Genomic DNA, 13,605 nt, shown 5'->3' on the forward strand with positions numbered 1-13,605 from the left:
ATGCCGATGGGGCGAAACCGCTCGCCACTGGTGGGCGAGTCCAAAGTGGAGTCCGGGATTCCGCCACCGCACAGCGAGATCGAGCTGGCGACGGTGGTGGGCCTGCTCGCCGGGCTGCGGCCGCGGGTGACCTCGATCGTCATCGGCTGCTCGCGGGACGCCCCGTCCCGGGCGACCGCCGATGCCGTCGAGCGGGCGTGGAGCGAACGGGGCGGGCACGTGCTCGACGTGGTCGACTGGCCGGAGCACGCCGCTTCGTGGCTGCGGCAGGCGCGGCGCTTCACCGAGCCGGGGCCGGACGCGTGGGTGGTGACCGGCCAGCTCACCGGCTGGGTGCAGATGGGCCGTCGCCTTCTGCACTCCACCGGCTGGGACCCGGCCCGTACGATCGGCACCGCAGCACTCGCCAGCGACGACATGATCGCCGTGGGCGGCGTGGGAACCTTCGACGGGCTGCGCGGCGCGGCCCGCGACGGCGGCACCTGGGAAGTGGTCCGCACGATCCTCGTGCACCGCCCCGCATGACGACCGAGAAACCGAGGAGAACGAGACAGTGAGTCCCGCAGCGGCAGACACCACGACGACCGACACCGGGGTCGTGATCGGCGAGGACGGGTTGGCGCGGCCGCCGTGGGCTGCCCGCGATCCCCTGCTGCGCGAGTACTACGACACCGAGTGGGGCATGCCCGTGCACGGCGAGCAGGCCCTGTTCGAGCGGATCAGCCTGGAGGGCTTCCAGGCGGGGCTCTCCTGGGCGACGATCCTGCGCAAGCGCCCAGCCTTCCGCGAGGCGTTCGACGACTTCGACCCGGACGCCGTCGCGGCGTACACCGAAGAGGACGAGGCACGGCTGCTCGGCAACGCGGGGATCGTGCGCAACAAGGCCAAGATCCGCGCGGCCGTCACCAATGCCCGCGCGACCATCGAACTCCGCGCCGAGGAAGGGCTGGAAGCATTCGTCTGGTCGTTCAAGCCGGAGACCACGCCGCGCCCGCGGACGATGGCCGAGATCCCCACGACGTCGCCGGAATCCGTTGCGTTGTCGAAGGCGTTGCGCCGCAAGGGTTTCGCGTTCGTCGGCCCGACGACGATGTTCGCGCTGATGGAAGCGATCGGCATCGTCGACACGCATCTCGTCGACAGCCATCGCCGCGGCACCTCCGGCATCTGGCCGCACCCGGATGGTGATGCCGCGGCGAGCTGACTGATCCTCCGGGAGTGCGCCGGCGGCCGAGGCGTGTCACATCGGCCGCGTCCGGCGGGTCACTCCTACGACACGACGTGACGGAGGAATGCGGCCGATGGACGAGAAGGACTTTCTGGCGGATCGCTTCGAGGCCCACCGCGGGCACCTGCGGGCGGTGGCCTACCGGATGCTGGGCTCGCTGAGCGAGGCCGACGATGCGGTCCAGGAGGCCTGGCTGCGGCTCAGCCGCTCCGACTCCGCGGAGATCGAGAACCTCGGCGGCTGGCTGACGACGGTCGTCGGCCGGGTGTGCCTGAACATGCTCCGCGCGCGGACGGCGCGCCGCGAGGAGCCGCTGGACGTGCACGTGCCTGATCCGATCATCAGCGGACCGGACGCCATCACCCCGGAGCACGAGGCGCTGCTGGCCGACTCCGTCGGTCTCGCGCTGCTGGTGGTCCTCGAGACGCTCACGCCCGCCGAACGGCTCGCCTTCGTGCTGCACGACCTGTTCGCGGTGCCGTTCGACGAGATCGCGCCCATCGTCGGGCGCACCTCCACGGCGACCCGCAAGCTCGCCAGCCGGGCCCGCGGCCGGGTGCAGGGCGCGGCCCCGGCCCCCGACGCGGACCTGGCCCAGCAGCGCGAGGTCGTCGACGCCTTCCTCGCGGCCGCGCGTGCCGGGGACTTCGATGCGCTGCTCGCTGTCCTCGACCCAGATGTCGTGGTGCGCACCGACGGGGGCTCGCTGCGCCCGAGCGTCATGCGGCGCGGCGCGAAGGAGGTGGCCGGAGGCGCGGTCGTCTTCGCGCAGCTCGCCGAGGCGACCCGGCCCGCGCTCGTCAACGGCGCACCCGGAGCGGTGGCGATCTCCGACGGCCGGCCGATCTCGCTCGCGGCGTTCACGGTCGCCCGCGGCAAGGTCGTAGAGCTCAACATCCTCGCCGACCCGGATCGCCTCCGCCGCCTCGACCTCGCGTTCCTCGACGATTGACCGGGAACGGGCCTCGGGGTCAGTGCGCGAACGCCGTGCCGGCGGCCGGGGCCCGGTCGACCTCCGGCCGGTACACCATCAGCACCGACGCCGCGCCGATCCACAGCGCGAACACGATCCCGGTCACCAGCCCGGCGACCGAGACGAAAACGCTGGGCATGTAGAAGGAGGTGACGCCGGCGATCAGCCCGATCAGGCCCACGCCGAAGCCGAACCAGCCCAGCCACGGCGCCAGCAGCTCGCCGCGCACCACGGCCGCCCCGGCGGCGGCCGCGAACAGGGCGACCAGCAGGCCGAGCCCGCCGAGGGACAACCGGTGCAGTTCGGCGAGCACGAACACCATCGCCTGGCTCGCGGTCTCCACATTGCGGCTCAGCGAAACCAGCGCGGTGACCGGCAGCATGCTCAGCATCGCCATCGTCGCGAGGCTGACTCCGGCGCCGAACACCACCGGCGAGAACGCCTCCGCACCACCTTCAGCGCGCTGCAACAGGTGGCGCAGGTGTCCCACGAACCACAGGAAGACCACCGCGGCCACCGTCGCCAGCAGGGCGGCCAGCAGCACGGTCGGGCGGTTCTCGGTCACGTAGAAGAAGGTGCGCACCGGCTCGTCGCTGGGCGGCGACAAGGGGTTGAGCAGCAGGCTGACCAGTAACAACACGGCGGCGGCCAGGCCGCTGGCCGCGCCCGCCCGCTCCCATGAGCGCTCGTTCATCACAGCCCCCTCCGCAGTAGCGGCACCGGCAGCACCGGTCGACACGCACCGGGTACCCAGAGTCGGGCCGGATCGAGCAGCCGGGATCCGCTCCATTGTGGACGCGGCCGCCGGGGTCAGCCGAGGCCGAAACGGCGCGCCCAGGCTGCGACGTCGGTGGTCGTGGCGTTCCCGCCGCACAGCACCAGGCCGAGCCTGGCACCGGGGCCGACCCGGTCGAGCACCTGGCGCGCGGCCGGGAGGAGGCATCCCGCGGCGGGCTCGGCCCAGACCTTCGCGTGGTCGGCCAGGTCCAGGACTCCCCGCACCGCCTCGGCGTCGGGCACCACGAGGACTTCGGTGACCAATGTGGACACGTGATCGTAGGTCAGCTGGGAGACCGCGGGGGCGCTGAGCGTGGACACGATCGAAGACAGCTCGACGGGCACCGGCCCGCCTGCCGCCAGCGCCTCGGACATGGCCTGCGCTCCCCCGGTCTCCACTCCCCAGATCCGCACATCGGGGCGTCGCGCGCGCATCGCCGCGGCCACGCCGGCGATCAGCCCGCCGCCACCGATGCTGACCAGCACGTCGGTGAGTTCGTCGGCGTCGTCGGCGAACTCCAGGCCGACCGTGCCCTGACCTGCGATGACGGCGGGGTCGTCGAACGGGTGGACCAGGGTGAGCCCGCTCTCCCGCAGCTCGGCGGTCAGCGCGAACGCGCCGGCCATGTCGTCGGTGACGCGAACGACGGCCCCGGCCGCCTCCGCGATCTCGACGGCACGAGCGGGCGCCGAGCTCGGCATGACGACGGTCGCCTTGACGTCCAGCGCGCCGGCCATGACGGCGAGGGCGATCCCGTGGTTGCCGCCGCTCACCGCGACAACACCGGCGGCCCGCTCCGCCTCGCTCAGCGACAGCAGTTTCGCCGTCGCCCCGCGCACCTTGAAGGATCCGGTGCGCTGCAACAACTCCAGCTTCGCGGTGACCGGCGCCCCGAGCAGCTCGGTGAGCCCCGGGCTGGGCACCGTCGGCGTTCGCACGACGTGCCCGGCGATGCTGTCGGCCGCGGCCTCGACGTCTTCGATGCTGATCAAGCCGCTCGGCTCCGTAGCAGTCACATCTGCACGTTAACCGACGTCCCAACGGTGCCGGTTCGGGCGGTGCGGGAAAATCGCTCGTTCCCCGACGCGTTGGTGATTTACGGTCGCGCACATGGAATCCGACCCCAGGCGCGTGGTGGAGAAGGGATACGACCGCATCGCGCGCCGCTACGCGGAGTGGATCGACAGGATCCACGGCGATCCGCGGCTGCGCTTCCTCGCCGAACTCACCGACCGGCTGCCCCCGAGGGCCTCCGTTGTGGACCTCGGCTGCGGTTCGGGCAAGCCGTGCACGGCGATTCTGGCCGAGCACCACGACGTCCTGGGCGTGGACGTCTCCGCAGCGCAGCTCGAGTTGGCGCGGCAGAACGTGCCTCGCGCACGGTTCATGCGCGAGGACGTGACGAGCCTCCGCCTCGATCCCAGGAGCGTGGGCGCGGTCACCGCTTTCTACTCCATCACGCATCTGCCCCGCGATGAGCACGCCGCGATCTTCGCCCGCATCGCGCGGTGGCTTCGGCCGGGCGGCCACTTCCTCGCGACGCTGGGCTGCGGCGAGACGGACGGCACCGTCGATGACTGGCTCGGCGTGCCGATGTTCTTCAGCAGCTTCGACGCGCAGCGGAACCGCGAGCTGCTCGACGGGGCCGGTTTCGCCCTGCTGATCGACGAGATCGTCACCATGCGGGAGCCCGAAGGCCTGGCCACCTTCCAGTGGGTGCTGGCCCGGGCGGAACCGGAGCCCGAAAATGACTATCACAAGTGTGATAATTTTGCTCCGTGACAGCCCGTGATGCCGCGACCGCGGCCGCCAAGAACCGCATCGTCGACGCCGTCTTCCGGCTCGTCGCGCGCGGCGGGGTCGGCGCTGCCTCGCTGCGGAAGGTCGCCGACGAGTCGGGCATCAACATCGGTTCCGTGCGGCACCACTTCGGCAGCCACGAGGGGCTGATGGTCGCCGCGGCCGAAGAGGTGGGCGCCCGCATGGCGCGGCGGCTCGAACAGGCGATGCCGGCGACGGGTTCCCCGCTCGGCGTGCCGGGCCGCCGCGCGCTGGTCGAGGCGGTGTGCCACGCCGTGCTGCCCGTCGCGGACGACGACCGGGCCGAGCTGATCGTGCTGGCCGAGCTGATCACCGCCGCGCGGCTGCGGCCGGAGTTCCGGCCGCTGGCGACCCGGATGGGCACCGATCTTCGGGCCGTCTTCCGGGAAGCGCTGCAGGCGGCGGGCGTCCGCGACGCCGAGCTGGAGGCGGAGCGCCTGACCGCGGTCGTCGGGGGCTTGACCTTCGAGCTGGTCTACCCGCACGGGTCGGCCGATGCCTCGCTCGTCGCCGAGGTGCTGCGCCGCCACGTCGCGGACCTGATCCCGGCGTAGCCCTCGCCGAATCCGGTGGCGCGGCGACGAAAACTTCTGAGCACTGTGAGGAGCCAACAACCGTGGGGCATGTCGAGTTGCAGAAAGCGCACTACGTCCTGCCGGACGGCCGGGTGCTGCTCGATGACGTGTCGTTCCGGGTGGGAGACGGGGTCAAGGCCGCGCTGGTGGGCCCGAACGGCGCCGGGAAGACGACGTTGCTCCGGTTGATCGCGGGCGATCTCGCGCCGCACGAGGGCAGCGTGACCCGTTCCGGCGGGCTCGGGGTGATGCGCCAGTTCATCGGCCACACCCGCGACGACTCGACGGTGCGGGACCTGTTGATCTCGCTGGCGCCGCCCCGGCTGCGCGCCGCGGCGAAAGCGCTCGACCTGGCCGAGGAGCGGCTGATCGAGCACGACGACGATGCCGCGCAGATCGCGTACGCCGAAGCGATTTCCGAGTACACCGATGCCGGCGGGTACGACGCCGAGGTGCACTGGGACCGGTGCTGCACGGCCGCGATCGGCCAGCCGTTCGACCGGATCCGGTACCGGGAGCTGCGCAAGCTCTCGGGCGGCCAGCAGAAGCGGCTCGCCCTCGAATCGCTGCTGCGCGGGCCGGACGAGGTGCTGCTGCTCGACGAGCCGGACAACTACCTCGACGTGCCCGGCAAGCAGTGGCTGGAAGAGCAGATCCGGGAGACGCCGAAGTCCGTCCTGTTCGTCACGCACGACCGCGAGCTGCTGCACCGCACCGCCAACCGCATCGTGACGGTGGAGCTCGGCGCGGCGGGCAACCGCATCTGGGTGCACGGCGGCGGGTTCGCCGGCTACGACGAGGCCCGTGAGGAGCGGATGTCCCGGCTGGACGAGCTCCGCCGCAGGTGGGACGAGGACCGGGCCAAGCTCGTGCGGCTGGTGAACGACCTGAAGCAGAAGGCCAGCTACAACGACGGCATGGCGACGCGCTACCAGGCGGCGCAGACGCGGCTGCGCAAGTTCGAGGAGGCCGGGCCGCCGGAGGCGGTTCCGCGCGAGCAGCGGGTGCAGGTCCGCCTGCCCGGCGGGCGCACCGGCAAACGCGCGGTCATCTGCGAGGACCTCGCCCTGGACGGGCTCACCAAGCCGTTCAACGCGGAGTTCCGCTACGGCGAGCGGATCGCGGTGCTGGGCGCGAACGGGAGCGGCAAGTCGCACTTCCTGCGGCTGCTCGCCCGGGGCGGCAGCGACGACCACGTGTCCGACCTGGACCAGGAGGCGCTGACCCCGGTCCGGCACACCGGCCTCGCGCGCCTGGGCGCGCGGGTGGTGCCGGGGATGTTCGCGCAGACGCACGAGCATCCCGAGTTCGCCGGGCGGACGCTGCTGGAGTTGCTCATGGGCGGCGGCAAGCGCCGGTCGGGCATGACGCGCGAGGAAGCCAGCCGCGCGTTGGCGCGCTACGACATCGTGCAGGCGGCGCAGCGGCCGTTCGACACGCTCTCCGGTGGGCAGCAGGCGAGGTTCCAGATCCTGCTGCTGGAGCTGGAAGGCGCCAACCTGCTGCTGCTCGACGAGCCCACGGACAACCTGGACCTGGTCTCGGCGGACGCGCTGCAGTCCGGTTTGGACGACTTCGAGGGCACCGTCGTCGCGGTCACCCACGACCGCTGGTTCGCCAGGTCCTTCGACCGGTTCCTGGTGTTCCGGTCCGACGGGCAGGTCCGCGAGTCACCGCACCCGGTCTGGAACGAGTCCCGCTAGGGGCGGCCGTCCGGTGGGAGTTCCGGGTGCCGCCGAGTTGCATCGGGAACGCGGCGGCGCACCCTGGAACTGTCCGGACGCAGCGCGGCAGACCAGATCGGGGAAGGTGATCGGACATGGCGAACGAACTGCGCGGCCGCCGGGTGGCGATCCTCGCCGCGGACGGTGTCGAGCAGGTCGAGCTCGAACAGCCGCGCCAGGCCGTGGAACAGGCCGGGGCCGAGGCGGAGCTGGTCTCGGTGCACTCCGGTGAGATCCAGGCGATGAACCACGACATCAACCCGGGCGACCGGTTCACCGTGGACCGCGAGATCTCCGATGCGTCGGCCGACGACTACGACGCGTTGATCCTGCCCGGCGGCACGATCAACCCGGACAACCTCCGGCGCGACGCGCGTGCGGTGGAGTTCGTCCGGAGCTTCGTGGACTCGGGCAAGCCGGTCGGGGCGATCTGCCACGGGCCCTGGACGCTCGTGGAGGCGGACGTGGTGCGGGACCGCAAGCTGACCTCGTTCCACAGCATCCGCACCGACATCCGCAACGCCGGCGGCGAGGTCGTCGACGAGGAAGTGGTGGTCGACCGCGGGCTCGTCACCAGTCGCAGCCCCCGCGATCTGCCCGCTTTCAACGCCAAGATCGTCGAGACGTTCGCCTCGGGCTAGCCGGGCGCTCCGGGGTGCGGTGGCACCCCGGAGCTCCGGCCCGCGGATCAGTCGTACACGATCACGCCGCGGATGTTCTTGCCGTCGCGCAGGTCCTGGTAGCCCTGGTTGACCTCCTCCAGGCTGTAGCGCGTCGTCACCAGCTCGTCGAGCTTGAGCTTGCCCGCGTCGTAGAGGCGCAGCAGCCGCACGATGTCGTACTGCGGGTTGGACGAGCCGAACAGCGTGCCCTTGATGGTCTTCTCGTTGAGCGTCAGGTCCGCGCCGGAGACGTGCACGGTGAGCTTCGCCGGATCGGCGAGCCCGGTGATCACCACGGTGCCGCCCTTGCCGATCGCCGCGGTCGCCTTGGACACCACGGTCTCGTCGACCGTCCCGACCAGGATCAGCGCGGCGTCCGCGCCCTGGCCCCAGGTCAGCTCGGTGACCTTCGCCTGGGCCTCGTCGGCGTCGGCGAAGGCGTGCGTGGCACCGAACTTCAGCGCCGTTTCCCGCTTGAACTCGAGCGGATCGACGACGACCACGTACTTGGCACCCGCCTGCAGCGCGCCCTGCACGGCGTTGATGCCGAGGCCGCCGATGCCGTAGATGATCACGGTGTCACCGGCCCGGACGTTGCCGGCGTTGACCGCCGTGCCCCACCCGCTGGGCACCCCGCAGCCGACGACGACCGCGGTCTCCAGGGGCAGCCAGTCGTCGACCTTGACCACCGAGTGCTGCGAGATCGTCGCCCGCTCGGAGAAGGTGCCCAGCATGCACATGGCGCCGATGTCTTCGCCCTCGCCGTGGAACCGGAAGGTCCCGTCGGGCATGGAGCCGGCCAGGATGGTGGCGCCCATGTCGCACAGGTTCTGCCTGCCGGTCGAGCAGTAGCGGCAGGTCCCGCAGTTGGGGATGAAGCTGCACACCACGTGGTCGCCGGGCTTGACCTTGGTGACGCCGGGCCCGACCTCCTCGATGATCCCGGCGCCCTCGTGCCCGCCGACGATCGGGAAGCGCGGCGGCAGGTCGCCGTCGGTGAGGTGCAGGTCCGAGTGGCACAGCCCGGCCGCGGTGTACTTGATCAGGACTTCTCCCGGGCCCGGGCCGTCCAGGTCGAGTTCGACGATCTCGAACGGCTTGCCCACTTCGCGCAGAACTGCTGCCTTGGTCTTCACGTGCGACTACCTCCGAATCACAGGGCGACGTTGACTGCCTTGGTCTGGGTGTAGAGATCGATCGCGTCCGCCCCCAGCTCCCGTCCCCAGCCCGACTGCTTGTAACCGCCGAAGGGAAGCGCGGTGTCGAAGCCGTTGTACTGGTTGATCCACACCGAACCGGCCTTGAGCTGCTTGGCGACCCGGTGCGCCTTGGAGATGTCGCGGGTCCACACGCCCGCGGCGAGCCCGTACACGCTGTCGTTGGCGACCGGCGCCACGCCCTGCTCGGCGCTGAACGGCAGCGCGGCCACCACGGGGCCGAAGATCTCCTCGCGCACCACGCTGAACTCCGGCTGCACGTCCACCAGCACGGTCGGCTCCACGAAGAATCCGCTGTCGCCCCAACGCTTCCCGCCGGTCAGCGCCCGCGCGCCGTCCGACAGGCCCGCCGCGACGTAGCCGGTGACGCGGTCGAACTGCTCCTGGGAGACCAGCGGGCCGAGCTGAGTGGCGGGGTCCAGGCCCGGTCCGATCTTGACCTGGCTCGCGGCCTCGGCGACCGCGGCGGTGAACTCGTCGAAGATGGCGTCCTCGACGAACAGCCGGGTGCCCGCGACGCAGCACTGCCCGTGGTTGAACAGCCAGGCGTTCAGCGAGCCGGGCACCGCCGTCTCGAAGTCGGCGTCGGCGAACACCACGTTCGGGCTCTTGCCGCCGAGTTCCAGCGACACCTTCTTGAGGTTGCCCTGCGCCGCGGCGACGATCTTCTTGCCCACCTCGGTGGATCCGGTGAACGCGACCTTGTCCACGTCGTCGTGCGCGGCGATCGCCGCACCGGCGTCGCCATAGCCGGTGATGATGTTGACCACGCCGGGCGGGAAGCCGGCTTCCTGGAAGACCTCGCCGAGCAGCAACGCGGTCAGCGGCGTCTGCTCAGCGGGCTTGAGCACCACGGTGTTGCCGGCTGCGAGCGCGGGCGCCAGCTTCCAGGACGCCATCAGCAGCGGGAAGTTCCACGGGATGATCTGGCCGCAGACGCCGACCGGCTCGCGCAGCGTGTAGGCGTGGAACTCGCCGCCTGGCACGAACGGCATCGACACGTTCACCGTGCTGCCGTGGATCTTCGTCGCCCACCCGGCGTAGTAGCGGAACACGTCGGCCGCCCAGCCGGTGTCCACCGCCTGCGCGATCGCCGCGGACTTGCCGTTGTCGAGCGCTTCGAGCTGACCGAATTCCGCCGCCCGCTCGCTGAGGAGGTCGCCGACGCGCCAGATCAGCCGCTCGCGCTCGTTGGGCTTCATGCGCGCCCACGGGCCGTCCTCGAACGCGCGACGCGCGGCGGCGACCGCCCGGTCCACGTCTTCGGCCTGCCCGTGCGCCACCTCGGTCAGCCGCTCGCCGGTCGCCGGGTCGTGCGTGGCGAAGGTGCGCCCCGACGCAGCGTCCACCCATTCGCCGCCGATCAGCAGCTTCTTCGGGCCGGACAGGAAATCCCGGACCGTCCTCAGCACCGGGAACTCATCCACCGCAGTCACCTGGCCTCCTCACGTCGTTGTGACGGGGACCATGTTCGCGGCCGCGCGCGGGCGGTAACTGTTCAAGAACTGAACACCTCAACGGGACACCCCGAGCGCACGCATCCTGCTGTACAGCGTGGTGCGGCTGATGCCCAGGCGCTGCGCCGCCTGCACCTTGTTGCCGCCGGTGTCGCGCAAGGCCTCGGTGATGGCTTCGCGTTCGGCCCGCTCCCGCCTGCTCAGCCGGGCGGTGCGGCCGGCGTCGCGGTAGCCGGCCGGGAGATCCGCGACGGTGATGTCACCGGCCGTGCGCCGCTCGGTGATGCCGCGGAGCACCCCGGCCAGTTCGCGGAGGTTCCCGGGCCACTGCTGGGCGATCAGCGCCTCGAATGCGCTCGGCGCGATGCGCAGGTCGGCCCGGAGCTCGGCGAGCATGGTGCGCGCGATCACCGCGAACTCGTCGGTCCGGTTGCGCAGCGGCGGCAATTCCACGCGGGCCGGGCAGGTCGCCGCGAGGCTCAGCACCCGCGGCGGCAGCCCGGATCGCGGCGCCGAGGTGAGCACGAGGCGCACGCCCGGATCGTCCGCGAGCATCCGCGCCAGCCCGGCGCACAGCGCGTCGGACAGCAGCTCGATTCCTTCGACGACGAGGACTTCCGCGCCCGGGTTCGGCGAGTAGAGCCGCTTGGCCCACTCCTGCTCGCCGACGACGACCACGTCCGCGGCGTCGAGCACCTGCACGGTTCGCGGGCCGGCGATGGCGCGTGCCGCGGAGGTGCGCCCGGAGCCGGGTTCTCCGGCGATGAGCACCGGCCCCGCTCCCCTGCTCAGCTCGGCCAGCTGCTGGTCCAGTCCGGTTCGCCGGTTCTCGGCCACCCGGCCGCGCGGCACCGGGACCCGCGTGCGGGCGCGGGGCGTCAGCTCGACCAGGTAGCCGTCGGCGGTGCCGGTGACCTTCTCTGCCCGCAGGTGCACGGCCGCCCCCGAGCCCAGCACCAGGTCGCGGGAGGCGGATCCGGTCACGCCGGAAACGAGGTCGCGCAGCACGGCGTGGTCCGGGGGTTCCAGCAGGTCGAGCGCGGCCCGGTTGGTCAGGACGAGCTCGCCGCCGATCGCCACCACGGCCCGGCACGGGCTGCGGGAGGCGTGCTGGAACGCCCGCAGCAGGCGCTTCTCCGATAGCCGCGCGCCTTCCCACAGCCGCTGCTCGATGTCTTCGACGGCGCGCTGAAGCAGCGGCGCGAACAGCGGATTGGCCTCGCGGGCCAGGCCGGTGATGTCCAGGACGCCTTCGATCCGGCGGGTCACGGGATGGCGGATCGGGTGTCCGTAGCAGCTGAACGACTTGAGCGCCTCGACGAAGTGCTCCGCGCCGTGCACCGCGACCCCGCGCATGACCTCGAACGGCGTGCCGAGCGCGTTGGTGCCCGCGTGTTCCTCGGTGAACTGCGCGCCGGGCACGGCGCTGATCCGGTTCAGCGCGAGCTCGGTGCGCAGGTCGGTGAACCGGCGGTCCACGATCCGGCAGGAGCTGTCGGCGAGCGCGATGCAGAAGGTGGTGTCCACCAGGCGCGTGGCGAGTTCGTCCAGCACCGGTCCGGCGGCGCGCATGAGCCGGCTGGCGGTGTCGAACTCGGCGATGTGCAACCGGTCCAGCGCCGACTCCGGGCGGAGCCCGCTCATGCTGGTGCGCCGCCAGGACGAGGCGATCTCGGGACGCATTACCTGGTTCCCGCTCGGATTCACCGCGTCCTCCCGGCCCCGCCCGGTCATGCGTCCGGCGCTCGCGTTAACGAAAGTTAACGCAGGATTATCTGTGACCGCCGCCACCGAAGCAAGCAGCCGTGCGAGTGCAATGCCGCCGAACGCACGCACCGCCAGTAGTACGAGGTGGTCAACGGGCCGCCGGGCGGCGGAACAACGCGGCCAGCAGGAAGGGAACGCCGTAGTGCGGCGCGTCCGCCGGCTGCCCCACCATGGGCCGCAGCTCGATCTCGGTGTAGTCCGAGAAGATCCAGCGCAGCGAGTCCGGGTCGAAGGCCAGCCCGCCGCCCAGGTCGCCCTGGCGGTAGAACTCCTCGTCGGAGAGCTCCGATCCCATCTCGCCGGCGGCGAAGCAGGTCAGGCCGAAGTGACCGCCGGGGACCAGCACCCGGTCCAGCAGGTCCAGGTAGCTCACCCGGCGGTGCGGCGGCAGGTGGTGCAGGCAGCCGGAGTCGTAGACCAGGTCGTACCGGTCCAGCCGCAGGTCCGGGGAGAACATGTCGGCGCAGTGGAAGCGGACCTCGACGCCGGCCTCGCGGGCGCGCTCCTCACCCCATGACACGGCTTCCGGCGAGAGATCGACGGCGTCGACCTCGAAGCCCAGCGACGCGAGGTGCACCGCGTTGCGCCCCGGACCGCAACCCAGATCGAGCGCACGCCCGGGAGCGAGCACGCCGCGGTCCAGGCAGGACACCAGGTTCTCGTCCGGTTTGGCGGCGAAGAAGGGAATCGGCTTGGCGCGGTCCGAGTAGAACCGGTCCCACCAGTCCGGGGTGTGGCGGGCATCCGCCGCGAGCATCCGGTCGAGCATGCGCATTACGTCGTCCATCGTCCGGACGTCCCTCTCCACCAACGACCTCCCCGATCGCGAAAGCGGTAAACCGGATCGATTTTACCTGCTCCACAAAGAGATTCGGGGGTTTCGAACCGCCGGTGGGCGGTCGTGCCGCCCACCGGCGGTGCGCCTACTCGGTCGCGTCGGCGGCTGCCCTGATCGCCTCCCGGATTCGCTGGTAGGTGCCGCACCGGCAGACGTTGCGGATCTTGTCGAGGTCCTCGTCGCCGATCTCGCGGCCCTCCGCTCGGACCTTGCGGACCGTCGCGACCGCCGTCATGATCTGGCCCGGCTGGCAGTAGCCGCACTGCGGGACGTCCCGGTCCAGCCAGGCCTGCTGCATCGGGTGCAGGTCCTTGCCGACGGTCGCCGGCAAGCCCTCGATCGTGGTGATCTCGTCGTCGGGCCCGACCTCGGAGACCGGGACGGAGCACGGGTTGAAGGCCTTGCCGTTGATGTGGCAGGTGCAGGCCTGGCAGACCCCGAGCCCGCAGCCGTACTTCGGTCCGCGCACGCCGAGGACGTCGCGCAGCACCCACAGCAGCCGCACCTCGCCGGGGACGTCCACGGTGACCTGTTCGCCGTTGAGCTTGAAAGTGTGCTTTGGCAT

The 13,605-nt window shown here is 71.3% G+C and carries 14 protein-coding genes; 7 read left to right on the forward strand and 7 right to left on the reverse strand.

Going from position 1 to position 13,605, the window contains the following annotated elements; genetic code table 11:
- From ACWEV3_RS21540 to ACWEV3_RS21550, 3 genes are all read left to right on the forward strand, one after another.
- Entirely contained in the window at positions 1–525 is a 525-nt protein-coding gene (locus ACWEV3_RS21540; protein WP_452615607.1) for a hypothetical protein, read from the forward strand.
- Positions 526–553: 28 nt separating this feature from the next.
- On the forward strand, positions 554–1,204 hold the full coding sequence (locus ACWEV3_RS21545) for a DNA-3-methyladenine glycosylase I (protein ID WP_452615608.1): 651 nt from the start codon (positions 554–556) through the stop codon (positions 1,202–1,204).
- Between the two features lie 97 nt (positions 1,205–1,301).
- The gene (locus ACWEV3_RS21550) at positions 1,302–2,180 is read left to right on the forward strand and encodes a sigma-70 family RNA polymerase sigma factor (RefSeq protein WP_452615609.1); all 879 of its coding nucleotides are present in this window, start codon (positions 1,302–1,304) and stop codon (positions 2,178–2,180) included.
- Positions 2,181–2,199: 19 nt separating this feature from the next.
- Here ACWEV3_RS21550 and ACWEV3_RS21555 read toward each other — a convergent pair whose 3' ends face one another.
- Complete coding sequence (locus ACWEV3_RS21555; protein ID WP_452615610.1) at positions 2,200–2,895, reverse strand: hypothetical protein; 696 nt, start codon at positions 2,893–2,895, stop codon at positions 2,200–2,202.
- A 116-nt stretch (positions 2,896–3,011) separates the two neighbouring features.
- The gene (locus ACWEV3_RS21560) at positions 3,012–3,995 is read right to left on the reverse strand and encodes a threonine/serine dehydratase (RefSeq protein ID WP_452615611.1); all 984 of its coding nucleotides are present in this window, start codon (positions 3,993–3,995) and stop codon (positions 3,012–3,014) included.
- A gap of 94 nt (positions 3,996–4,089) precedes the next feature.
- Here ACWEV3_RS21560 and ACWEV3_RS21565 point away from each other — a divergent pair, with 94 nt between their 5' ends.
- The 4 genes from ACWEV3_RS21565 to ACWEV3_RS21580 all read left to right on the forward strand — a co-directional run bounded on the left by ACWEV3_RS21565 (position 4,090) and on the right by ACWEV3_RS21580 (position 7,740).
- Entirely contained in the window at positions 4,090–4,761 is a 672-nt protein-coding gene (locus tag ACWEV3_RS21565) for a class I SAM-dependent methyltransferase (protein ID WP_452615612.1), read from the forward strand.
- Complete coding sequence (locus ACWEV3_RS21570) at positions 4,758–5,354, forward strand: TetR/AcrR family transcriptional regulator (protein WP_452615613.1); 597 nt, start codon at positions 4,758–4,760, stop codon at positions 5,352–5,354. The genes ACWEV3_RS21565 and ACWEV3_RS21570 overlap by 4 nt, the downstream gene beginning before the upstream one ends.
- Positions 5,355–5,416: 62 nt before the next feature.
- The gene (locus tag ACWEV3_RS21575) at positions 5,417–7,078 is read left to right on the forward strand and encodes an ABC-F family ATP-binding cassette domain-containing protein (RefSeq protein WP_452615614.1); all 1,662 of its coding nucleotides are present in this window, start codon (positions 5,417–5,419) and stop codon (positions 7,076–7,078) included.
- A 116-nt stretch (positions 7,079–7,194) separates the two neighbouring features.
- Positions 7,195–7,740 (forward strand): type 1 glutamine amidotransferase domain-containing protein, encoded by a 546-nt coding sequence (locus ACWEV3_RS21580; protein ID WP_452615615.1) that lies wholly within the window; start codon positions 7,195–7,197, stop codon positions 7,738–7,740.
- A gap of 47 nt (positions 7,741–7,787) precedes the next feature.
- On the opposite strand, the gene ACWEV3_RS21585 is transcribed toward ACWEV3_RS21580, so the two are convergent.
- The 5 genes from ACWEV3_RS21585 to ACWEV3_RS21605 form a co-directional block, all read right to left on the reverse strand.
- Positions 7,788–8,897 (reverse strand): NDMA-dependent alcohol dehydrogenase, encoded by a 1,110-nt coding sequence (locus ACWEV3_RS21585; RefSeq protein ID WP_452615616.1) that lies wholly within the window; start codon positions 8,895–8,897, stop codon positions 7,788–7,790.
- Positions 8,898–8,914: 17 nt separating this feature from the next.
- The gene (locus ACWEV3_RS21590) at positions 8,915–10,414 is read right to left on the reverse strand and encodes an aldehyde dehydrogenase family protein (protein ID WP_452615617.1); all 1,500 of its coding nucleotides are present in this window, start codon (positions 10,412–10,414) and stop codon (positions 8,915–8,917) included.
- A gap of 78 nt (positions 10,415–10,492) precedes the next feature.
- Positions 10,493–12,118 (reverse strand): sigma-54-dependent Fis family transcriptional regulator, encoded by a 1,626-nt coding sequence (locus ACWEV3_RS21595; RefSeq protein ID WP_452615618.1) that lies wholly within the window; start codon positions 12,116–12,118, stop codon positions 10,493–10,495.
- A gap of 172 nt (positions 12,119–12,290) precedes the next feature.
- Entirely contained in the window at positions 12,291–13,010 is a 720-nt protein-coding gene (locus tag ACWEV3_RS21600) for a class I SAM-dependent methyltransferase (protein ID WP_452615619.1), read from the reverse strand.
- 115 nt (positions 13,011–13,125) lie between these two features.
- Complete coding sequence (locus tag ACWEV3_RS21605) at positions 13,126–13,605, reverse strand: (2Fe-2S)-binding protein (RefSeq protein WP_452615620.1); 480 nt, start codon at positions 13,603–13,605, stop codon at positions 13,126–13,128.

It is taken from the genome of Saccharopolyspora sp. NPDC003752 (assembly GCF_053605825.1).

What these genes read in the sequence shown, in the direction of transcription:
- ACWEV3_RS21540 (WP_452615607.1), top strand. Translation starts at nt 1, where the DNA reads ATGCCGATGGGGCGAAACCGCTCGCCACTGGTGGGCGAGTCCAAAGTG.
- ACWEV3_RS21550 (WP_452615609.1), top strand. Translation starts at nt 1,302, where the DNA reads ATGGACGAGAAGGACTTTCTGGCGGATCGCTTCGAGGCCCACCGCGGG.
- ACWEV3_RS21555 (WP_452615610.1), bottom strand. Translation starts at nt 2,895, where the DNA reads ATGAACGAGCGCTCATGGGAGCGGGCGGGCGCGGCCAGCGGCCTGGCC.
- ACWEV3_RS21565 (WP_452615612.1), top strand. Translation starts at nt 4,090, where the DNA reads ATGGAATCCGACCCCAGGCGCGTGGTGGAGAAGGGATACGACCGCATC.
- ACWEV3_RS21580 (WP_452615615.1), top strand. Translation starts at nt 7,195, where the DNA reads ATGGCGAACGAACTGCGCGGCCGCCGGGTGGCGATCCTCGCCGCGGAC.
- ACWEV3_RS21595 (WP_452615618.1), bottom strand. Translation starts at nt 12,118, where the DNA reads ATGCGTCCCGAGATCGCCTCGTCCTGGCGGCGCACCAGCATGAGCGGG.
- ACWEV3_RS21605 (WP_452615620.1), bottom strand. Translation starts at nt 13,605, where the DNA reads ATGCCAAAGCACACTTTCAAGCTCAACGGCGAACAGGTCACCGTGGAC.